The sequence below is a fragment of the Pseudomonas sp. 910_21 genome (assembly GCF_052850735.1).
In genome coordinates this window covers 396,028-416,587 of sequence record NZ_VXCY01000006.1, presented here as the reverse complement: position 1 = coordinate 416,587, position 20,560 = coordinate 396,028, and the positions used below count along the sequence as shown (strand labels likewise).

At 63.8% G+C, this 20,560-nt stretch carries 18 protein-coding genes; 6 read left to right on the top strand and 12 right to left on the bottom strand.

Annotation, left to right across the window (positions count from 1 at the left end):
* Nucleotides 1-9 precede the first annotated feature (9 nt).
* Nucleotides 10-1,164: an efflux RND transporter periplasmic adaptor subunit gene (locus FW796_RS20975; RefSeq protein ID WP_404939717.1), complete on the bottom strand. Its 1,155-nt coding sequence runs from the start codon at nt 1,162-1,164 to the stop codon at nt 10-12.
* Between the two features lie 202 nt (nt 1,165-1,366).
* Between FW796_RS20975 and FW796_RS20970 the strand changes: the two genes are divergently transcribed.
* From FW796_RS20970 to nudC, 4 genes are all read left to right on the top strand, one after another.
* A complete protein-coding gene (locus tag FW796_RS20970; protein ID WP_221808158.1) occupies nt 1,367-2,068 on the top strand; it encodes a response regulator transcription factor in 702 nt (233 codons plus the stop codon).
* A 4-nt stretch (nt 2,069-2,072) separates the two neighbouring features.
* Nucleotides 2,073-3,377 carry an ATP-binding protein gene (locus tag FW796_RS20965; RefSeq protein ID WP_346632795.1) on the top strand — a complete coding sequence of 435 codons (1,305 nt, stop codon included), beginning with the start codon at nt 2,073-2,075 and terminating at the stop codon, nt 3,375-3,377.
* 206 nt (nt 3,378-3,583) lie between these two features.
* Complete coding sequence (locus tag FW796_RS20960) at nt 3,584-4,396, top strand: crotonase/enoyl-CoA hydratase family protein (RefSeq protein WP_346632797.1); 813 nt, start codon at nt 3,584-3,586, stop codon at nt 4,394-4,396.
* 6 nt (nt 4,397-4,402) lie between these two features.
* On the top strand, nt 4,403-5,233 hold the full coding sequence (nudC, locus tag FW796_RS20955) for an NAD(+) diphosphatase (RefSeq protein WP_346632798.1): 831 nt from the start codon (nt 4,403-4,405) through the stop codon (nt 5,231-5,233).
* On the opposite strand, the gene FW796_RS20950 is transcribed toward nudC, so the two are convergent.
* Together FW796_RS20950 and FW796_RS20945 are read right to left on the bottom strand one after the other, a co-directional pair.
* Nucleotides 5,201-5,980 (bottom strand): TSUP family transporter, encoded by a 780-nt coding sequence (locus FW796_RS20950; protein WP_346632799.1) that lies wholly within the window; start codon nt 5,978-5,980, stop codon nt 5,201-5,203. The genes nudC and FW796_RS20950 overlap by 33 nt on opposite strands.
* Nucleotides 5,981-6,186: 206 nt before the next feature.
* Nucleotides 6,187-7,422 (bottom strand): acyl-CoA dehydrogenase family protein, encoded by a 1,236-nt coding sequence (locus FW796_RS20945; protein WP_346632800.1) that lies wholly within the window; start codon nt 7,420-7,422, stop codon nt 6,187-6,189.
* Nucleotides 7,423-7,815: 393 nt separating this feature from the next.
* Here FW796_RS20945 and sfnG point away from each other — a divergent pair, with 393 nt between their 5' ends.
* Nucleotides 7,816-8,910: a dimethylsulfone monooxygenase SfnG gene (gene sfnG, locus FW796_RS20940; RefSeq protein WP_446439941.1), complete on the top strand. Its 1,095-nt coding sequence runs from the start codon at nt 7,816-7,818 to the stop codon at nt 8,908-8,910.
* 406 nt (nt 8,911-9,316) lie between these two features.
* Here sfnG and FW796_RS20935 read toward each other — a convergent pair whose 3' ends face one another.
* Nucleotides 9,317-9,796 (bottom strand): nuclear transport factor 2 family protein, encoded by a 480-nt coding sequence (locus tag FW796_RS20935; RefSeq protein WP_346632802.1) that lies wholly within the window; start codon nt 9,794-9,796, stop codon nt 9,317-9,319.
* Nucleotides 9,797-9,854: 58 nt separating this feature from the next.
* A complete protein-coding gene (locus tag FW796_RS20930) occupies nt 9,855-10,418 on the bottom strand; it encodes a TetR/AcrR family transcriptional regulator (protein ID WP_446439940.1) in 564 nt (187 codons plus the stop codon).
* A 235-nt stretch (nt 10,419-10,653) separates the two neighbouring features.
* Between FW796_RS20930 and pssA the strand changes: the two genes are divergently transcribed.
* Nucleotides 10,654-11,997: a CDP-diacylglycerol--serine O-phosphatidyltransferase gene (gene pssA / locus FW796_RS20925; protein ID WP_346632803.1), complete on the top strand. Its 1,344-nt coding sequence runs from the start codon at nt 10,654-10,656 to the stop codon at nt 11,995-11,997.
* Between the two features lie 79 nt (nt 11,998-12,076).
* Here the strand turns inward: pssA and FW796_RS20920 are convergent, their stop codons facing one another.
* From FW796_RS20920 to FW796_RS20890, 7 genes are all read right to left on the bottom strand, one after another.
* Nucleotides 12,077-13,282, bottom strand: a complete 1,206-nt coding sequence (locus FW796_RS20920) for an MFS transporter (RefSeq protein WP_346632804.1) — start codon at nt 13,280-13,282, stop codon at nt 12,077-12,079.
* Between the two features lie 309 nt (nt 13,283-13,591).
* Entirely contained in the window at nt 13,592-14,416 is an 825-nt protein-coding gene (gene efeO / locus FW796_RS20915) for an iron uptake system protein EfeO (protein ID WP_446439939.1), read from the bottom strand.
* Between the two features lie 35 nt (nt 14,417-14,451).
* Nucleotides 14,452-15,765 carry an iron uptake transporter deferrochelatase/peroxidase subunit gene (gene efeB, locus FW796_RS20910; protein WP_346632806.1) on the bottom strand — a complete coding sequence of 438 codons (1,314 nt, stop codon included), beginning with the start codon at nt 15,763-15,765 and terminating at the stop codon, nt 14,452-14,454.
* Between the two features lie 15 nt (nt 15,766-15,780).
* Nucleotides 15,781-16,980: an iron uptake system protein EfeO gene (gene efeO / locus FW796_RS20905; protein WP_446439938.1), complete on the bottom strand. Its 1,200-nt coding sequence runs from the start codon at nt 16,978-16,980 to the stop codon at nt 15,781-15,783.
* Between the two features lie 9 nt (nt 16,981-16,989).
* Entirely contained in the window at nt 16,990-17,838 is an 849-nt protein-coding gene (efeU, locus tag FW796_RS20900) for an iron uptake transporter permease EfeU (RefSeq protein WP_346632808.1), read from the bottom strand.
* Between the two features lie 221 nt (nt 17,839-18,059).
* Complete coding sequence (locus FW796_RS20895) at nt 18,060-18,965, bottom strand: AraC family transcriptional regulator (protein WP_346632809.1); 906 nt, start codon at nt 18,963-18,965, stop codon at nt 18,060-18,062.
* Between the two features lie 284 nt (nt 18,966-19,249).
* Nucleotides 19,250-20,548 carry a glycosyltransferase gene (locus tag FW796_RS20890; protein WP_404939721.1) on the bottom strand — a complete coding sequence of 433 codons (1,299 nt, stop codon included), beginning with the start codon at nt 20,546-20,548 and terminating at the stop codon, nt 19,250-19,252.
* Nucleotides 20,549-20,560 lie beyond the last annotated feature (12 nt).

Below are 20,560 nucleotides of genomic sequence, written 5' to 3'. Positions count from 1 at the left end.
TCGTACTACCTACTGGCCAGGATTCTGGGCGAGCGGAAGGGGAGTGTCGTCGATTTCCACTGGCTCGCCCGGACGGGCGTGCTGCAGACCTTCGACGATGATGCGATCACCGGGCTTGAGCCCTTCGGTCACGATCCAGCGGTCTTTCTGTACCCCACCCAGTTGCACCGGGTGTTGCACCACAAGGTTTTCGGCATTCACCAGCAACACCTGGGCGATACCGGCGCTGTCACGCGCGATGGCTCGCTGCGGCACGCTGATGCCCTGCTGGTTGACCGCCTGCTCCAGGCGCACGCGCACGAAGCTGCCGGGCAAGAGGTCGAGGTCCGGGTTGGGGAACTCGCTGCGCAGGATGATCTGCCCGGTGCCCGGATCGACGCTGATATCGGCGAACAGCAGTTTGCCCGGCAACGGATAGAGGCTGCCGTCGTCCTGGATCAGGGTGGCCTTGGCCTGGTCCTTGCCCACCTGTTGCAACTGTCCGGCCCGGAAGGCGCGGCGCAGTTCATTGAGCTCACGGGTGGACTGGGTCAGGTCGGCGTGGATCGGGTTCAGTTGCTGGATCAGCGCCAGGGGCGTGGTTTCGTTCTGACCCACCAGGGCGCCTTCGGTCACCAGGGCGCGGCCGACGCGGCCGGAAATCGGCGCGGTAACCGTAGCATAACCGAGGTTGAGCTTGGCCCGCTGTACCGCGGCCTGGTTGGCGGCGACGTCGGCGCTGGCCTGGCGTGCGGCGGCCCGGGCATTGTCGTATTCCTGGCCACTGATGGCCTGGTCGGCGATCAGCTTGGAATAGCGCTGTTCCTGCAGCTGGGCCTGGAAGGCAGTGGCCTCGGCCTTGCGCAGACTGGCCTGGGCACTGTCCAGGTCAGCCTTGAACGGCGCCGGGTCGATGCGGAACAGCACGTCGCCCTGCTTGACGTCGGAGCCTTCGCGGAAGGTCCGTTGCAGCACCACCCCGGCCACCCGGGCACGGACTTCGGCGATCCGCGGTGCGGCGATGCGCCCGCTGAGTTCGCTGGTGATGGACAGGGCCTGGCTCTGGATCGTCTCGATCCGCACCTTGGCGGTCGGTGGTGTCTGTTCGCCTTCGGTTTTGCCGCAGGCGCTCAGCGCCGCTGCCAGAACCATCAGGCAGAGTGGCGCAAAGAGTTTATTCGACATGCTGATACCCCAATAATGACCTCGGCATGCTAAGGGCATGGGTCAAGGCCCGCTGTGAAGCTGTGTAGGTGCTGTGTGAAAAAGTGTGAAGCAGGCGCGCCCGGGCTGCCGCTGTTGTATATCCTTGGCGCCTTGCTGGTTGTGCCCGGTGCTCTATAAGGAACGCCGGTACTCTGTATTTCTTCAATAAAGACCTCAGCTCATGCCCAATATTCTTCTCGTCGAAGACGACTCCGCGCTCTCGGAACTGATTGCCAGTTATCTGGAACGCAATGGCTATCAAGTCAGTGTGATCAGTCGTGGCGATCAGGTGCGGGAGCGGGCCAAGGCCAATCCGCCGGACCTGGTGATCCTCGACCTGATGTTGCCGGGGCTGGACGGTTTGCAGGTCTGCCGTTTGTTGCGCGCCGACTCGGCGACTTTGCCGATCCTGATGCTGACCGCGCGCGATGATAGCCATGATCAGGTCCTGGGTCTGGAAATGGGCGCCGACGACTATGTGACAAAACCTTGCGAACCGCGAGTGCTGTTGGCGCGAGTGCGAACCTTGTTGCGCCGCAGCAGCCTGAGTGAACCCCAGACCGCCAGCGACCAGATCCTCATGGGCAACCTGTGCATCGACCTCTCCGAGCGCACCGTGACCTGGCGCGAGCAGTTGGTGGAACTGTCCAGCGGTGAGTACAACCTGCTGGTGGTGCTGGCCCGACATGCCGGTGAAGTGCTGAGTCGCGATCAGATCCTCCAGCGCCTGCGGGGCATCGAGTTCAACGGCACCGATCGCTCGGTGGACGTGGCCATCTCCAAGCTGCGACGCAAGTTCGACGACCACGCCGGCGAGGCGCGCAAGATCAAGACCGTGTGGGGCAAGGGCTATCTGTTCAGCCGTTCCGAGTGGGAATGCTGACCCCATGCTGCGCATCCTGATCCGGCTGTACCTGATCACCATCGTCGCCTTCAGTGCGGCGATCTACCTGATTCCCGATCTGGTGATCAAGGTCTTCCACGAGCGTTTCCTGGACTACAACCTGGATCAGTCCCGGGGCCTGCAGAGCTTGATCGTCAAGCAGTTCCGCGCCTTGCCGCCGGCCCAGTGGCCGACCCTGGTCAAGGAAATGGACGAGGAGTTCCACCCGCTGCAGGTGGCCCTGGTGCGTATCGACGACCCGGACTTCAGCCTTTACGAGCGTGAGCGCCTGGAACGTGGCGAGAAGGTCGTGCGCCTGGGGGATTGGGGCTGGCGCACCCTGGCGGTGTCGCCGCTGGATGACCAGCTGGCCGTGAAGCTGGTGGTGCCCCCGGACCCCCTGGACGTCAACCTGCTGTACTGGAGCATCAACGTGCTGATCGTCGCGGTGCTGCTGGCCTGCCTGCTGCTTTGGGTCAGGCCCCACTGGCGTGACCTGGAGCGCTTGAAGCGCACCGCCGAACGCTTCGGCAAGGGTCACTTGAGTGAGCGCACGCAACTGCCCGGCAGCTCCAACATCGGTAGCCTGGCCCATGTGTTCGACACCATGGCCGGGGATATCGAGAAACTCCTCAACCAGCAGCGGGACTTGCTCAATGCGGTGTCCCACGAGTTGCGCACGCCGTTGACCCGACTGGATTTCGGCCTGGCCCTGGTGCTCTCCGACGACTTGCCTGCCGCCAGCCGCGAGCGTCTGCAGGGGCTGGTGGCGCATATTCGTGAACTGGATGAACTGGTGCTGGAACTGCTGTCCTACAGCCGTCTGCAGAACCCGGCCTGCCTGCCGGAGCAGATCGAAGTGTCCCTGGACGAGTTCATCGACAGCATCCTCGGCAGCGTCGACGATGAACTGGAATCGGACATCGTCATCGATGTCCTGCTGCACGGCGCCCTGGAGCGTTTCACCCTGGACCCGCGGCTGACCGCCCGTGCCCTGCAGAACCTGCTGCGCAATGCCACCCGTTACTGCGAGAAGCGCATCCAGGTGGGCGTGCTGGTGAGCGAGCAGGGTTGTGAAATCTGGGTCGACGACGACGGCATCGGCATTCCCGATGATGAGCGCGAACGGGTGTTCGAGCCTTTCTATCGCCTGGACCGCAGCCGTGATCGCGCCACGGGTGGTTTTGGCCTGGGCCTGGCCATCAGCCGCCGCGCCCTGGAAGCCCAGGACGGCACCCTGACGGTCGAGGCCTCGCCACTGGGCGGCGCGCGCTTCCGTCTGAGCCTGCCGCCCCCGCCCAGGGCCTGAATCCACGGCACACGCCCGTAGGAGCCGGCTTGCCAGCGAAGAGGCCCTCAATCCGGCAAAGGACCAGGGCCCTGTGCGCCCGCCAGCCGGCTCCCGCCGGGACCGGTGCTCCAGTCCCGCTTTTGGCCAATGCGCTGCCTTACGGGGCGGCGCCGCCACTTGCTATAGTTCGGCCCTCATTTTTCGCCCAGTAAAGGATCACTGCCATGTCCGAATACCAAGCCTTTCGCGTCGAACTCGCTGACAACATCGCTCATGTGCAGATCAATCGTCCGGAAAAGATCAATGCCATGAACGCCGCGTTCTGGAGCGAGATCGTCGAGATCTTCCGCTGGATCGATGACACCGATGCGGTGCGGGTGGTGGTGCTCAGCGGCGCCGGCAAGCATTTCTCTTCGGGCATCGACCTGATGCTGCTGGCCGGCGTGGCCAACGAACTGGGCAAGGATGTGGGCCGTAACGCCCGTCTGCTGCGGCGCAAGATTCTCCAGCTGCAATCCTCCTTCACTGCCGTGGACAACTGCCGCAAGCCGGTGCTGGCGGCGATCCAGGGCTACTGCCTGGGGGGCGCCATCGACCTGATCAGTGCCTGCGACATGCGCTATGCCGCTGACGATGCCCAGTTCTCCATCAAGGAAATCGATATCGGCATGGCGGCGGATGTCGGCACATTGCAACGTTTGCCACGTATCATCGGCGACGGCATGCTGCGTGAGCTGGCCTACACTGGGCGCACCTTCGGTGCCGAGGAAGCGCGCAGCATCGGCCTGGTCAATCGCACTTACAGTGACGCCTCCAGCCTGCTGGACGGGGTCATGGAGATTGCCCGGGAGATTGCCGCCAAATCGCCGATCGCGATCAGCGGAACCAAGGAAATGCTCAGCTACATGCGCGACCACCGGATCGATGACGGCCTGGAATATGTCGCTACCTGGAACGCCGCCATGCTGCAGTCCAACGACTTGCGTGTGGCCATCGCCGCCCATATGAGCAAACAGAAACCCGAATTTCTGGATTGATTGAAGATGATTGCACGCTGGACCACCGCAGTACTGGATACCGAACTTCCCGGCGGCTGGGCCGTGGCACGCGGCCCGGACGGTTTTCTCTATGACGACAACGGCGCGCTGTTTCCCCGGCACTGGCTCAAGGGCCAGGACCTGCCGCTGCTGGCCGAGCACGGCATTGGCCACCTCGATGGTGAGCCGGTGTACCTGCTGGAGCTGAGTGGCCGCGCCGAGGTGCCGGGCTGCGGCTGGAAAGGCCTGCGGGCCTTCATGCTGGAGGGCGATCACACCCTGTACAAGGTGCTGGGCTATGCCGCACAGATCGGCACCTGGGCCCGGGAGCATCGTTTCTGTGGCAGTTGCGGTCGGGCCATGGTGCAAGTGCCGGGGGAGCGAGCGATGTATTGCGAACCCTGCGATCTGCGGGCCTATCCGCGCATTTCACCAAGCATGATCGTACTAATCACCCGGGGCGACGAGATTCTCCTGGCCCGTTCACCGCGCTTCGTCACCGGGGTCTACAGCACCCTGGCGGGTTTTGCCGAGCCGGGCGAGTCGGCGGAGGATTGCCTGATCCGCGAAGTGCGGGAGGAGGTGAGCATCGAGGTCAGGAACATCCAGTACGTGGGCAGTCAGTGCTGGCCGTTCCCGCACTCGATGATGCTGGGCTTCCATGCCGAATACGCCGGCGGCGAGATCATCCCCCAGGAGGACGAGATCGAGGATGCCCAGTGGTTCAACGTGCACGCACTGCCGCCGTTGCCGGCCTCGCGCTCGATTGCCCGCTACCTGATCGACCTCTACGTGGCGCGCCGCTTAGGTCACGCTGAACCAGTGCTGCCAGGCTAGGCGCACCGTCAACCCCAGGACCACGGTGATGAACACCGGGCGAATGAACTTGGCACCACCGCTGATGGCGGTGCGTGCGCCGAAGAACGCCCCGACCATCACCGACAGGCCCATGCTCAGGCCGATGATCCAGTCCACCTGCCCGGAGAACACGAACACCGACAGCGCCGCAATGTTGCTGACGAAGTTCATGCTGCGGGCCACACCGCTGGCCTTGACCAGGTCGATGGGGTAGAGCAGCAGGCTGCTTACGGTCCAGAACGCTCCGGTACCCGGCCCGGCCACGCCGTCGTAGAAGCCCAGGCTGAAGCCCTGGCTCGATTGCCACTTCTTCTTGATCGGTGCATCGCTGTCCAGGGGAGCCTTGGGGGTGCCACCGAACAGCAGGTACAGGCCACAGGCGAAGACGATCACCGGGAGCATCTTGTTCAGCCATTCCGCCGGCAGGTAATGGGCGACGATGGCCCCGGTCAGTGCCCCCACCAGCGTGCCGACAATGGCGTGTGTCCATTGCCGGGGGTGGAACAGCTTGCGGCGATAGAAGGTGAAGCTGGCAGTGGCGGAACCGAAGGTCGAACTGAGCTTGTTGGTGCCCAGCACCAAGTGCGGCGGCAGTCCGGCGGTCAGCAGGGCCGGAGTGGTGAGCAGCCCGCCGCCGCCGGCGATGGCGTCGATGAAACCGGCGACGAAAGCCACGAGGGCAAGAATGGCGAGGGTGGTCAGGTCTACGCTGAGTTCGAAAGGCATGGATTCGGCTTATTGTTCGGCGGGAAGCGCAAAGGGGGCTGCGCGAAAGACCGCCATATTACCCGCAACCCCGCCCGCTGCGCGACCGCCTCGACCTTGGTCTGATGCCGCTTGAGCCGAGCGCCCGTGCAGAAAACGCCTTCGCTGGCAAGCCAGCTCCTACAGAACGGTACAGCGCAGATTCATTGCAGGAGCCGGGCCTGAGGTCAGCGCCGGGGGCCGTTGCCGATCTGCCAGACAAAAGGCGGTTCGCTGCCGTTGATACGCCAGTCACCGACAATCCGTGCCTTGTAGATCACCGGGTTGTGCGACGACACGGTCCGCGCATTGCGCCAATGCCGGTCCAGGGCCTTGCCCTGGCGTATGTCCGAAGCCCCCAGGGCATTGAACAGTTCGCTGGTGGCGCGCTGGATCAGTTCAGTCACCGCGACCTGGGCTGTGGCCGATTCGATTTCCGCGGCCACATTGGCTTCACGCTCCTGCACCTCATCGCCGGCAAAGCGTGCCAGGTATGCCCGTTGCGCCGGCGCCGCAGCTCGTACAGTCGCCGCCTCGGCGGCATACACCAGAGCCGCAATCTCGCCCACCACCTGCTGCACCTGGGCGTCGGCACTGACCTGCTGCGCGTTGCCATGGCTGTAGATGCGCTTGCGCACCCGCACTTCGTGAGCCACGTCGCGTAGCGCAGCGCGGCCGATCCCGGCCAGGGTCGCCAGCAGCACCAGTTGGTAGAACGCGGTCTGGTACTTGAAGCGGGTGGCGAAGTCGATGAGGTTCTCGGCCTCCACTTCGGCGTCGGTAAAACGCGAAGTGCCACTGCCGGTGGTGCGTTGGCCAAAACCGTCCCAGTCATCGCTCTGCTGGATGCCGCTCTGGCGAGTACGAACGGCGGCGATCACATCGCCGCCGGTATCGCTGCGCTGGGCGTAGACATCGATCCAGTCGGAAAAAATGCTGCCGGTGCTGTAGAACTTCTCGCCGTTGAGGCGCCATTTTTCGCCGTCCGGCGTCACCTTGGTAATGACCTGGCCAATCTCCACCGCGCCGATTTCAGTCCAGGCGCAGCCGACGATATCGCCCTCGACAAAGCGCTTGAACCACAGGTCCCGGGCCGGGCCGGGGGGAGCATTGAGGCGATCCTCGGCAAAGGCGAAGTGCCCGCGCAAGGCCTGGGGCACGTTGGCATCGGCTTCGGCCAGCTCGATCAGCAGTTGAAATAATTGGGGCAGGGAGGCGCCGCCGCCGCCGTATTCCACCGGCACCCGCAGCGCGCCGAACCCCGACTCCTTGAGCCACTGGATAGGTTCATAGGGCAGGCTGCGGCTGTGCTCGCGCTCCACGGCACCGGCGGCGATCTTCTGGAAGATCGGCCGGAACCGTTCGGCCAGGGCCTCGTAGTCGACGCCTACGGACAGCGGATTGATTACCTGATGTTCGGTCATGGTGTTGCTCCTGGGGTCGGCATAAAAACAGTCGGCAGAAAAAACAGTCAGTGCCGAGGCTGATTGCACACAGCATGCCGAAGTCCCGAGTGCCGGTTTGCCTGGGCATGGGCGGGGGCGAGCGTCTGGCAACTGTTGTCCGGGCAACAGTTCATCAACAAATCGCCTGATTGCGGAGTTTTCGAGCCCCCTGTAACCGCTGTTGCAAGCGGCGCTCGCGGGGGGGGCTGCGAGGCAACCCTTGCACCCCCGGCAAACGGCTGCGAGCCCGGCCCAGCGCTGCCGGCCAGTACCTTGCCCAGCCGTCGGTGCGAGGTTTGCGCCGAGGGTGCCGGGCGCTGGCACGCTTGCTGCTCTGGTCCTTGCACCTTTACCTGTCCCGAGGACCGAACCATGAGTCAGCAAGCCGTCAAATTTGCTTATTGGGTGCCTAACGTCAGCGGCGGGCTGGTGGTGAGCAAGATCGAACAGCGCACCCACTGGGGCATCGACTACAACCGTAAGCTGGCGCAGATCGCCGAAGCGGCGGGCTTTGAATATGCCCTGACGCAGATCCGCTTCACCGCCGGCTACGGCGCCGAATACCAGCATGAGTCGGTGGCCTTCAGTCACGCGTTGTTGGCGGCTACCGACAAGCTCAAGGTGATCGCAGCGATCCTGCCCGGGCCCTGGCAACCCGCCCTGGCGGCCAAGCAGCTGGCCACCATCGATCAACTGACTAATGGCCGCATCGCGGTGAACATTGTCAGCGGCTGGTTCAAGGGTGAGTTCCAGGCCATCGGTGAGCACTGGCTCGAACACGATGAGCGCTATCGCCGCTCCGAGGAGTTCATCCGGTCCCTGCGCGGGATCTGGAGTCAGGACCACTTCACCTTCAAGGGTGACTTCTATCGCTTCGACCACTACAGCCTCAAACCCAAGCCCCTGGGGCAACCGGAAATCTTCCAGGGCGGCAGCTCGCGGGCGGCCCGGGACATGGCCGCCAGGGTGTCGGACTGGTACTTCACCAATGGCAACAGCGTGGAGGGCATCAAGGCCCAGGTTGACGATATCCGTGCCAAGGCCGCTGCCAACCAGCATTCGGTGAAAGTTGGGGTGAATGCCTTTGTGATCGCCCGGGACACCGAGGAAGAAGCCCGGGCGGTGCTGGCAGAAATCATCGACAAGGCCGATCCGGAGGCGGTGAATGCCTTTGGCGATGCGGCCAAGCAGGCCGGCAAGGCCTCACCGGAGGGTGAGGGCAACTGGGCCAAGTCCAGCTTCGAGGATCTGGTGCAATACAACGACGGCTTCAAGACCAACCTGATTGGCACCCCGCAGCAGATTGCCCAACGGATTGTCGACTTGAAGGCAGTGGGGGTGGACCTGGTCCTGGCGGGCTTCCTGCATTTCCAGGAAGAGGTGGAGTATTTCGGCAAGCGCGTACTGCCCTTGGTGCGCGAACTGGAAGCCCAGGCCCGGCTCAAGGAGCAAGAAGCCGCGGCTTGAACGGCGCGTTGCTTGCCGGCGAAGAAGCCCGCAAGCCTTGCATCGCCCTCAAGGACGCCTTCGCTGGCAAGCCAGCTCCTACAGGCAGACAGACGAATTCCATGTAGGAGCCGGCTTGCCGGCGAAGAGGCCCGCAAGCCTTGCATCGCCCTCGAAGACGCCTTCGCTGGCAAGCCAGCTCCTACAGGCAGGCAGACGAATTCCATGTAGGAGCCGGCTTGCCGGCGAAGAGGCCGGCAAGCCTTGCATCGCCCTCGAGGACGCCTTCGCTGGCAAGCCAGCTCCTACAGGCAGGCAGACGAATTCCATGTAGGAGTCGGCTTGCCGGCGAAGAGGCCGGCAAGCCTTGCATCGCCCTCGGAGACGCCTTCGCTGGCAAGCCAGCTCCTACGGTGGGGCGGGTGGGTTACAGGCCCAGGTCACTGAGGCCCGGATGATCATCCGGGCGCCGGCCCAGGGGCCAGTGGAATTTGCGCTCGGTTTCCTTGATCGGCATGTCGTTGACGCAGGCAAAACGCCGGGCCATCAGTCCCTGCTCGTCGAACTCCCAGTTCTCATTGCCGTAGGAGCGGTACCAGTTGCCCGAGTCGTCATGCCATTCATAGGCGTAGCGCACGGCGATGCGGTTGTCGGTAAAAGCCCAGAGCTCCTTGATCAGGCGGTAATCCAGTTCCTTGGCCCATTTGCGGGCGAGGAAGGCCTTGGCTTCTTCGCGGTTGTGGGCGAACTCGGCGCGGTTGCGCCATTGGGTATCCAGGGTATACGCCAGGGATACCCGCTCCGGGTCCCGGGAGTTCCAGCCATCTTCGGCCAGCCGGATCTTTTCAATCGCCGACTCGCGAGTGAAAGGCGGAAGAGGCGGGCGCACTTGAGCGTTAGACGACATGATCTGTCTCCAATGAAAGTTGCTGTTCAAACAAAGAAGTTGCTCTTGTTTAAAACAATCAGAGGTCCAATAACTTTCGCGCCATGCATTGCGCATTATCAGCAGCACTGTGATCGCCCATGACAAGGGCAACGGTAATGGCGCCATCGATCAGGATCAGCAGTTGCGCTGCCCGTTCCTCGGGATGTTGCACGCCATGTTCCTGGCAAAGCTCGGTCACGTAGTCGAGCAGTTTCTGTTTATGTTGTTTCGCCACCTGGCGCACCGGATCCTGAGCATCGCCGGTCTCGCCGCTGGTGTTGATAAAGGCGCAGCCGCGGAAACCTTCAGACCCGAACCAGTCCTTGAGTACGCTGAACAGCGCCAGCAATCGCTGGGCAGTACCTTCGGCCTTGCTCACTTCGGTCTTGTACCAGTGCATCCAGCGCTGGTCGCGACGTTCCAGGGCGGCTACCACCAGTTCGTCCTTGTTGCTGAAATAGCGATAGACGCTCTTTCTCGATACCCCGGCGGTCTTCACCAACAGATCCATGCCAGTGGCGGCAATGCCGCTCTTGTAGATCAGCTTCTCGGTGACGTCGAGGATGATGTCGCGTGTTTCAGAGGGAGTGATTTCGTTCATGGGGCAAAGAGTAGAACGATCGTTCTCCTTGGTCAATCCTGTTGTCCGGATTTTTATATTCAGCGGTATTTCTCGTAGGCGCTGGCTTGCCGGCCAAGGTGATTTCCGGGGCAGCGCAAGACTCAAGGTGCTTTTCGCCAGCCAGCCGGTTACTCCAGAGTGGGCTGACAGGGGACTCAGCCTGTTCCATGGTGTAAGCTCTTGCGCTCTTTGGATTTGAGCCACTGCGAGCCCTATGCCGTCGCTTTTCAAACGTTCCTTGCTGCCCAAACTGCGCAGCTTCCCCCTGGCTGCCGAAGCCTTCACCACTCTGACTGGCGCTGCGGAATTTCGTCGCACTCTGCTGGAGCAAATTGCCCAGGCCAGCCGGCGCATCTATATCGTCGCGTTGTACCTGCAGCAGGATGAAGCCGGTCAGGAAATCCTCGATGCCCTGCATGCCGCCAAGGCCGCCCGACCGGAACTCGAGGTGGTTGTGGTGGTGGACTGGCTGCGGGCCCAGCGCGGCCTGATCGGTGCCGGCAAGCAGCCGGGCAACTCGGCCTGGTATCAGGAAATGACCCGTACCCACGCCAGCGAAGTGCCGATCTACGGCGTGCCGGTGCAGACCCGGGAGCTGTTCGGGGTCCTGCACCTCAAGGGCTTCGTGATCGACGATTGCGTACTCTACAGCGGCGCCAGCCTGAACAACGTGTACTTGCACAAGTTCGACAAGTACCGATTCGACCGTTACCACCTGCTGCACAACCGCGCCCTGGCCGACTCCATGCACCATCTGGTGCAGCACGGTCTGGTGGAGTCGCGGGCGGTCCATCGCCTGGACCTGCCGAACCTGCCGACCACCCGTAGCCTGCGCAACGACATCGGCGACCTGCGCAGTCGCCTCAAGCACGCCACCTATGACACCACCGCCGGTGGCCTGGACAAGAGCGGGCTGTCGGTCAGTCCGTTGCTCGGGGTCGGCAAGGGCAACCCGCTGAACCGGGTGATCTGCGAGCTGATCGCCGGGGCCCAGCAGCAACTGACCATTTGCACCCCGTATTTCAACCTGCCCTTGATGGTGACCCGGGAAATCAACCGGGCCCTGGAGCGCGGGGTGAAGATCGACATCATTGTCGGCGACAAGACCGCCAACGACTTCTACATCCCGCCCAGCGAGCCGTTCAAGGTCATCGCGGCCCTGCCTTACCTGTACGAGATCAGCCTGCGACGCTTTGCCAAGCGTCACCAGAAAGTCATCGACAGTGGCCTGCTGAACCTGCACCTGTGGCGTGATGGCGACAACACCTATCACCTCAAGGGCATGTGGGTGGATGAACGCTACACCTTGCTCACCGGCAACAACCTCAATCCCCGGGCCTTCCGCCTGGACCTGGAGAACGCCCTGTTGCTGGACGACCCCAAGGGCGAGTTGCTGCAGGCGCGCAGCGCCGAACAGGCCGAGATCTACCGGCATACCCGGCGTATCGAGCATTTCCAGTACCTGGACAGCCTGGTGGACTACCCCGAGGCAGTGGGCAAGTTCCTGCGCCGGGTCAGCCGTGTGCGCATCGAGCGTCTGCTCTATCGCATGCTGTAAACCGCTGCCCTGAACTGCTGCCTGGATCGGCTGCGAGCCATGAGGCCCCTTAGGGGCCTGTCGCAGCCTGCGGCAGTGGCTACAGGTCTTTGGGCTGAGGGTTTGGCCAGATGGCGATCAGCACCAGCAGCACCGCCGCCAGCAGGTAGGGCAGGCGCGGTTCGATGGCGTAGATCAGGCTGCCGGCCATGGGCCCGATGACCACGCCCAGGCCCTGGGCGGCGCCGATGCTGCCGGCAGTCGCGCCCTGTTCCGAGGCCTTTACGGCATTCGCCGCCAGGGCCGAGAACGATGGAAACACTCCACCCATGCCCGCCGCCGAGACAAAGAACGCCAGCCACAGGCCCCAGGCGCTGTCCACCAGCATGCTGCCGGCATAGCCCAGCGCCGAGAGCAGAGCGCCGTAGCGGATCATCCGTAGCGGCGGCCATTCCAGCTTGCGCACCACCAACTGCGCGCAGATCAGCGCCACGCCGACCATGGCCAGGGCCACCCCGGCCGTCTGGGCGGCATCGGCGGGGCTCATGCGCAGCCGGTCCAGGGCATAGAAGCTGACGGTGATCTGGGCAATCGACACGCACAGCATGGCAACAAAGGCCACCACCATGGGCCGGCGCAGCCGTGGGTCGCCCAGGCGCACTCGGGTCGGGGCCTGGGCCAGGTGCAGTTCCTGGCGGGGCAGTTGGTAGCGCAGCACCAGGAATGCCAGCAACGGCAGTACCGCCATGGCGTAGAACGGCAGGCTCAGGCTGTAGCGGGCCAGCAAGGCGGCCACTGCGGGACCCAGTACCAGGCCCACGGCATTGGCGGCGCCCAGGGTGGCCATGGCGCGGGCGCGATGCTGGGGCTCGACGTTATCGGCGATCAGGGCGAAGCCGCCCACCGGGATCGCCGCATAGAAGGCGCCGATCAGGCCGCGGCCGAGCATCAGGCCGAGAAAGGCCATGGCGACGCTCGGCAGCGACTGCAGCGACAGGTCGATGAACAGGCACAGGGCCCAGTAGGCGAGGGTGAAGCCGGCGGTGCCCAGCAACAGCACCCGGCGTCGACCGAAACGGTCGCTGGCCTGGCCCCAGGGGCGTGCCAGGAGCATCCAGATCACCCCGGAAACGGTGACGGCGGCGCCGGCGTGCCAGGTTTGCAGATGCAGGGCCCGAGAGATCGGGCCGATCAGCGAGACGAAGGCCATCATCGACATGGTGCAGGCCATGTAGGCGGCCATCAGAGGAACCAGGGAGAAGGGTCTGGCGGTCAGCGGCGCGCTGGCGGCTGTGGAGCGAGGCATGAAGGGTCTTCCATGAAAGCCGATGGGCCGTGAACGTTAACGGTATAACGGGCAACAGCCCAGCCTTATCTGCACCCGTGATGGCAACACCCTGTATCAGCCGGCTTGCCGGCCAAGAGGGCCTTGAGGCGGGAGTTGAGTTCAAGATCGCTTTCGCTGGCAAGCCAGCTCCTAGAGGTGCAACGGCTGTTGTTCTGCTTGCGTAGGAGCCGGCTTGCCGGCGAAGAGGGGCTTGAGGCAGGGGTTGAGCTCAAGATCGCTTTCGCTGGCAAGCCAGCTCCTACAGTGGGGGCGGGTTGGGTTTTGGGATCAGTTAAGGCCCAGTTTGCCGCGCAGGGTGGAGAGGTCTTCGGCCAGGGTGTTGACCGGACCGACCAGGGCCTTGCGGTCGTTTTCCTTGACCTTGTCGTAGGTCATGAAGCCGCCGTCAGGGGTTTTGTACTTGGCGAGGATCTTGTTCACCGCGGCGAAGTTCTTGTCCACCTTGGCAACAAAGGCCTTGTCCTGTTTCTCGATCTGCCCACGGAACAGGTCGACGATTTTCTTCGCACCGTCGATGTTGCCCTGGAAGTCGTAGAGGTCGGTGTGGCTGTAGCGGTCCTCTTCACCGGAGATCTTGGTCGCGGCCACTTCTTCCAGCAGCGCAGCAGCGCCACCCACGACTTTTTCCGGCGGGAAGGTCAGGCCGGCGACGCGGGTCTGCAGGTCCTTGACGTCCTTGTTCAAGCCATCGGCCAGCTCGCCCAGGCCTTCGGTGCTGTTTTCCGAGAACAGCGAGTATTCCAGGCGGTGGAAGCCGGTGAAGTCTTCGGCCTTGACGCCTTTCTCGTGGTCGTCGACCCGGGAGTCGATGGAGGCGTCGAGGTCGCTGAAGAGTTCGGCAATCGGTTCGATCGACTCGTAGTAGACCCGGGTCGGCGCGTAGAGCTTCCTGGCGCTGGCCAGGTCGCCCTTTTTCACCGCATCGGTGAACTGCTGGGTGTGGCTGGCCAGCTCATCGAGTTGCTCGGTGACGTAGATCTTGTAGTCGGAGATCGGCCCCACCAGCTCCAGGGGCGCAGTGGCGGCGAACGCCGAAAGCGGTGCGTGGAGCAAGCCAAGGGTCAGCAACACAGCGAGAGGCGACTTTTTCATGGGACTTTTCCGTGGGGGTTGGGGTGTCATGGGGGTTAGGCCGTGGTGTTCGGTCGGGTGGCTTCGAGCAACGAGCGACCAATGAAGTCCCCGGCGCCGGTAACGCCCGGCAAGGTGAAGAAGTAACCGCCGCCGGTAGGCTTGAGGTACTCCTCCAGAGGCTCGCCGTTGAGGCGGGTCTGGACCGCGATAAAGCCTTTTTCCAGGTCCGCCTGGTAGCAGATGAACAGCAGGCCCATGTCCAGCTGGCCGTTCTTGTTGACCCCGTTGGAGTAGTTGAACGGCCGGCGCAGGATCAGGTTCTGCCGGGTCTGTGGGGTGCGCGGGTTGGCCAGGCGGATGTGGGCATCAAGCTTGGTCAGCTTGCCGTGGGGGTCACGGGCGTAGTCGGGCACCTGGGTTTCCTTCTGGCCATCCATGGGCGCGCCCGTGGTCTTGATTCGGCCGATGATGCTTTCCTGCTCCTGCAGCGGGGTGCGGTCCCAGCGCTCGACAAAATTGCGGATGATCCGCACCGCCTGATAGCTGCCATGGGCCGCCCAGGCCGGTTCGTCGCTGCCGGGCTGGACCCAGACGATCTGCTGCATGGCCTGCTGGTCATTGGAATCGGGGTTGGCCGAGCCATCGCGAAAGCCCAGGAAGTTGCGCGCGCTTTGTGCCGGCTGCCCGGGCTTGGCCGGGGCCTGGGGCGGCACGCTGCCTTCCTGCTTCCAGCGCACCAGCAGCAGGTCGGGGAGGTTCTTCACGATGTCGCGCAGGGCGTGGATATTGGTGTCGGCGGTGTTGGAGCAGAACTGCAGGCTCAGGTCGCCATGGCAGCAGGCCGGCTCCAGGGCATCGTTGGGAAAACCCACCATGCGCATCAGGCGCTTGGGTTTGGCGGCTTCCAGGCCAAAGCGTTCGTCGAACAGCGATTCGCCCACCGACACGGTGATGGTCAGGTTGTCCGGGGTGACCACCGGGCCGAGGATGCCGGAATCCAGGGGCGGCAGTTTAGGGTCGACCTGGGCCACCGGGCCGCCGCTCATGAGAAAGGCGATGCGTTCGTTGAGGGTGCGGAACAGTCGCTCCAGGTCGTCGCGGTCGCTGGCCAGCACATCGAAGGACACCAGCATGCCCGAGGCCGGGCGCGGGGTGACGATGCCGCTCTGGTGCTGGCCATGGAAGTCATGGCGGTCCTGGGTCTTGTCGCTGCTGGGGGCCTCGGTGACCTGGGCCGCGGCGCCGGCGGCCATGGCCGGGCCACTCAGGCTGCTGCCGGCCAGGGCCACCCCGGCGGCGCCCATGCCCAGCAGCACGCGCCGGCGCTGGGCGGAAAAGGACGGGTTGGACTGATCTGAATCGTTCATTGGAAACTCGTCTGGTTACAGGCCGGAAAGGCCGAGTGCGGGATCGATGGCGTCGAGGGCGTCGGCCAGGGCCTTGGCCTTGTCGGCGATCTCTTTGCGTTGTTCGGCACTGACCTTGTCGTAGTCCAGGTAACCGAAGCCGTCGCGCAGGCTGGCGAGACGGGTGTCCAGGGCATTCGCGGCGTTGTCGACCTGGGGCAGCAACTGGGCGGCGGACTTGGCCAGCAAGGGGCGCAGCAGGTCGATGACCTTGCGAGTGGTCGCCAGGTTGGCGGCAAAACCGTTGAGGTCGCTGTGGCTGTAGCGTTCTTCCTCGCCGCTGCTGGCCCGCAGGTCGGCAAGGCTGCGGATGGAGCGTGCGACCACGCTGACCAGTTGTTCCGGCGGCAGGGTTTGGGCCAGCAACTGCTCCTTGAGGCGCGAGACGTCGCTGGACAGGCGCTGGGCTACCGGAGCCAGGCCGGCCAGGTCGCGTTTCTGGAACAGGCCGTATTCCAGGCGATGGAAGCCGCTGAAGCCCGGGTCCTGTTCCCGCTGTTCGAAATAGTCGGCGCGGGCGTTGATGGCGTTGTCCAGCTCGGCCAGGCGCTGGGCGGCCGGGGCCAGCTGCTGGTAGGCGGCGCGGGCCGGCAGGTACAGGGCCTGGGCCTGTTTCAGGTCACCGGCATCGATGGCCTGTTGCAGGGCGCTCACCGCCTTGATCAGGGCACTGCCCTGGGTGCTCAGGTAGACCCGGAACTCCGACAGCGGGCCGATGAAGGCCACCATCGACGGCCGCGCCTTGGCCTGGGCGTCGGACTCGGCGGTGGGGTTCACGTGCAGGGTGCCGCGAGGGTTGCTCAGCAGGCCGCAGGTGATGGCGTAGTCCCCGGGCGCCAGGTTGGCATTGATCACCTGGCTCAGGCCGGGGGCAATGTTCTCCCGTTCCTCGACCACCAGCACGCCATCGAGGATTTCCCATTCCACGGCGCGGTCCGAGCGGTTGACGATGCGAAAGCTGGCGTGGCCTGCCGGCACCGTCAGCGCGTTGGGCTCACAGCTGTGGGGATGGATGGTCACGGTGATTTCGCCCTGGTGGGCCTGGTGCTTGCTGGCGGCCAGTTGCGAGGCGTAATAGAACAGCCCGCCGGCGGCGATCATGACGATCACCGAGCCGGCAACCGCCCAGCGCAAGGCGCGGGGAGGCGAGGCCTGAGGAGAGGCTTGCTGGGTCATTGGGGAGCCTTACTGACTGGAAACGGAAGACGCTGAGCCGGGCGCCTTGGCCGGGGCGCCGCCGGGCAGGAAGAACAGCGCCAGGGTCACGGCCAGGTACAGCACATAGGCGCCGAGGGTGCTGAGGGTGGGTGCGTCCTGGTAACCGAACATGCCAGCCAGCACCGAGCCCAGTGGGCCATCCATGGGCAGGCTGGCGCTGAAGTCGAAGAGCACGGTCTGCAGATGGTTCCAGACCCCGGCTTCATGCAGGGCCTGCACCGAATTGGCGAGGATGCCGGCGGCCACCACCAGGATGAACAGCCCGGTCCAGCGAAAGAACGCGCCGAGGTTCAGGCGCATGCTGCCGGTATAGATCAGGAAACCGACGATGATCGCCACGATCAGCCCCAGCAGGGCGCCAATCGGCGCGCCGGGACCTTCGCTCTGCTGGAACACCGCCAGCAGGAAGAACACGGTTTCCAGGCCTTCCCGGGCCACGGCGAAGAACACCATGGCGATCAGCGCCGTGACCTGATGCCGGGAGCCGGCCAGGGCCTGGTCCAGGGACGCTTGCAGGGAGTGCTTGATCGAGCGCGCGACCTTGCGCATCCAGAACACCATGGAACTGAGAATGCCTACGGCCACCAGGCCGACGATGCCCTCGAAGAGTTCCTGCTGCTTTTGCGGGAATTCGGCGCTCATCAGTTCCAGGCCGCCGCCCACCAGCAGGGCCAGGGCCGCGGCGAGAAACACCCCGATCCACACCGCAGGCATCCACTGGCCACGGCCGGTCTGCTTCAGGTAGCTGGCAATGATGCCAACGATAAGCGCGGCTTCAATCCCTTCGCGCAGCATGATCAGAAATGGAACGAGCATTCAGCACCGGCGGGCAAATGAGACAAGGAATCAATTTGTAACATAATGATACTCATTGCCAAATGAAGATTATTGACAACTGCTGAACGTAAGCTGAACGAGATTTGTTTACCAATGTTCGCGCTATGTAGGAGCCGGCTTGCCGGCGAAGAGGCCCGCGAGCCCTGCCCAGGGCATTGGAACGCCTTCGCTGGCAAGCCAGCTCCTACGGGGCGGGGCGATCAGCCCAGGTTCTGTTCGGTCAGGCGTTGCACCGCCAGGCGGCGGTAGTGGGAAGGGGTCATGCCTTTGAGTTGCTGGAAGCGTCGATTGAAGTTGGAGATGTTGTTGAATCCCGACTCGAAGCACACGTCGGTCACCGGTTTGTCGCCATCGGCCAGCAGTTCGCAGGATTTGCTGATCCGCAGGCGATTGACGAACTCGATGAAGCAGCGCCCCGTGGCCTGTTTGAACACCCGGGAGAAGTAGGTGGGCTTCATCCCCAGGTACTCGGCCACTTCCTCCAGGGGCAGCTCTCGGGCGTAGTGGGCAAAGATGTAGTCCACGGCACGGTTGGTGCGGTCGACACTGTGTTCATCCGCCAGTTGCGCGCGGGTGGCGCCGGACAACAGTTGGTAGTCGTCGCAGGCCGCCAGCAGTTCCATGAGGATGAAAAAGTGGCCGAGGCGGGTGATGCCGCTGGAATCGGCAATGCGCTGCATCAAGGGCAGCGCCTGGGCGATGGTGTGCTTGCAGCGGAACTCGATGCCGTATTGCGCCCGCTCCAGCAGCGGGGCGAGGTTCTTCAACTCGGTGAACACCTGGCTGCCGCTGTCGAACAGTTCGTCGGTGAAGTTCACCAGCATGTCGCGCTTGGCCACGACCTCGTCCTCGGCCACCTGGCTGATCCAGTTGTGGGGCAGGTTGGGGCCGGTCAGGAACAGCGTCTGCGGATAGAAGTTGCCAATGTAGTCGCCGATGAACACCTTGCCGGAGCTGGCGACGATCAGGTGCAGTTCGTATTCCTTGTGGAAGTGCCAGCGCACCAGGGGGCAGGGGAAGCCGTGCTGGCGATAGATGATCGACAGACCGTTGTGGTCGTCCATCAACTCGTAGGAGGGGTCAGTGATCTTGCCGGTTCGACTCATGGCGCGGGTCTGTTCTTGTTGTTGGCCCCGCTGATAATGCCTCGTGCCCTGCTAACGCACCAGTAGGAGCTGGCTTGCCAGCGAAGGTGTCCTTGAGGGCGATGCAGGGCTTGTGGGTCTCTTCGCCGGCAAGCCGGCTCCTACATGGAATTCGTCTGTCTGCCTCGTAGGAGCTGGCTTGCCAGCGAAGGTGTCCTCGAGGGCGATGCAGGGCTTGTGGGCCTCTTCGCCGGCAAGCCGGCTCCTACATGGAATTCGTCTGTCTGCCCCGTTGGGGCGGGGGATTATGGGGCGGGGCGGTTTTTCGCTTCGATCCATTGCGCCATGTATTGGGTGCTCTTGTGATGGTGGTGTCGCAGCATGGCGCCAGTGAAGTTGTCCCGGCGCAACTGTTCCAGGTGCTGGCGGCAGTCTTGCAGGCGCTGGATCAGCGCCGGGCCGTGGACTTGCTGGCGGTAGCGCGCCTCAAGCAACCGCCGGCCATCCGTCTGGGCCTGTTCCCACAACTGTTGGTCCTGATACAGGCGCACTGCCGCGGCCGCCAGGTCGCCGGCCGACTCGGCCACCGCGCCCGGCCAGGGCAGCCCATCCTGGGACATGGATTCGCTGCCGATCGGCGTGGTGACGCTGGGCGTGCCGCAGAGCATGGCGTCCAGCAGCTTGCCCTTGATCCCGGCACCAAAACGCAGCGGCGCCAGGCAGAGGCGTGCGGCGCTCATCACCTGCAGCGCGTCTTCAGCCCAGTTCATGATGTGGAAACCCTGGGCCGGGTTGTGCAGCGCTGCCGCCTTGGGCGGGGTGTAGGCGCCATACAGGTGCAACTGGGCGCCGGGCAGTTGCTGGCGGATCAGCGGCCACACGCGGTTCTTCATCCAGAGCACCGCGTCCCAGTTCGGCGCGTGGCGGAAATTGCCGATGCTGAGAAAGTGCGCCCGCTGTTCGAAGGGCACGAAGTCCTGTGGCAGTTGTTCCAGCATCAGGGGGCACCAGTGCAGCAGGGCCGGGGGCAGGCGGAACTGCTGCACCAGCAGCTCGATCTCCACCTGGGAGATCATCAGGCTCAGGTCGCAGCGGTAGATGGCGGCGATCTCGCGCTTGGCCAGATCGGTGTCGGCCATGTGCTGGAACTCTTGCGCCGCGGCCTGGGTGAACAGGGCGCTGAAGTCATCTTCGTCGGCGCAGGCCTTGAGGTGGTCCTTGAGGCGCTGGTGGCGGGCATGGCGCAGGCATTGCAAGTCCGAGGTTTCCAGGACACGCAGGGCATTCGGGCAGTGTTGTTCGACCCGCCAGCCGAACTGTTCCTCCATCATGAACTGGTCGAACAGCACGATGTCCGGTGCCAGCTCGGCGACAAAGCGGTCAAAACTGCTGTTGTTGAGCTCGATCGGGCATTCGCGGATGCCCAGGGCCGCCAGGTCTTCCTTGTGTTCACCCTCGTTGGCCGGGCTGCTGAAGGTCAGCTCCCAGCCCTGGTCGAGGAAACTCTGGAGGATCTGCATCATGTGCCCGCCGGCGGCGGACGAACGGGGTTCGGGCCAGACGTAACCAATGATCAGGACTTTGGTTGCGGCGGTGGGACTCATGAGGGGTGGTTC

Bases quoted from the DNA above. Each gene is read 5' to 3' on its own strand.
- FW796_RS20975 (WP_404939717.1), bottom strand. From the start codon at position 1,164: ATGTCGAATAAACTCTTTGCGCCACTCTGCCTGATGGTTCTGGCAGCG.
- FW796_RS20970 (WP_221808158.1), top strand. From the start codon at position 1,367: ATGCCCAATATTCTTCTCGTCGAAGACGACTCCGCGCTCTCGGAACTG.
- FW796_RS20965 (WP_346632795.1), top strand. From the start codon at position 2,073: ATGCTGCGCATCCTGATCCGGCTGTACCTGATCACCATCGTCGCCTTC.
- FW796_RS20960 (WP_346632797.1), top strand. From the start codon at position 3,584: ATGTCCGAATACCAAGCCTTTCGCGTCGAACTCGCTGACAACATCGCT.
- nudC (WP_346632798.1), top strand. From the start codon at position 4,403: ATGATTGCACGCTGGACCACCGCAGTACTGGATACCGAACTTCCCGGC.
- FW796_RS20950 (WP_346632799.1), bottom strand. From the start codon at position 5,980: ATGCCTTTCGAACTCAGCGTAGACCTGACCACCCTCGCCATTCTTGCC.
- FW796_RS20945 (WP_346632800.1), bottom strand. From the start codon at position 7,422: ATGACCGAACATCAGGTAATCAATCCGCTGTCCGTAGGCGTCGACTAC.
- sfnG (WP_446439941.1), top strand. From the start codon at position 7,816: ATGAGTCAGCAAGCCGTCAAATTTGCTTATTGGGTGCCTAACGTCAGC.
- FW796_RS20935 (WP_346632802.1), bottom strand. From the start codon at position 9,796: ATGTCGTCTAACGCTCAAGTGCGCCCGCCTCTTCCGCCTTTCACTCGC.
- FW796_RS20930 (WP_446439940.1), bottom strand. From the start codon at position 10,418: ATGAACGAAATCACTCCCTCTGAAACACGCGACATCATCCTCGACGTC.
- pssA (WP_346632803.1), top strand. From the start codon at position 10,654: ATGCCGTCGCTTTTCAAACGTTCCTTGCTGCCCAAACTGCGCAGCTTC.
- FW796_RS20920 (WP_346632804.1), bottom strand. From the start codon at position 13,282: ATGCCTCGCTCCACAGCCGCCAGCGCGCCGCTGACCGCCAGACCCTTC.
- efeO (WP_446439939.1), bottom strand. From the start codon at position 14,416: ATGAAAAAGTCGCCTCTCGCTGTGTTGCTGACCCTTGGCTTGCTCCAC.
- efeB (WP_346632806.1), bottom strand. From the start codon at position 15,765: ATGAACGATTCAGATCAGTCCAACCCGTCCTTTTCCGCCCAGCGCCGG.
- efeO (WP_446439938.1), bottom strand. From the start codon at position 16,980: ATGACCCAGCAAGCCTCTCCTCAGGCCTCGCCTCCCCGCGCCTTGCGC.
- efeU (WP_346632808.1), bottom strand. From the start codon at position 17,838: ATGCTCGTTCCATTTCTGATCATGCTGCGCGAAGGGATTGAAGCCGCG.
- FW796_RS20895 (WP_346632809.1), bottom strand. From the start codon at position 18,965: ATGAGTCGAACCGGCAAGATCACTGACCCCTCCTACGAGTTGATGGAC.
- FW796_RS20890 (WP_404939721.1), bottom strand. From the start codon at position 20,548: ATGAGTCCCACCGCCGCAACCAAAGTCCTGATCATTGGTTACGTCTGG.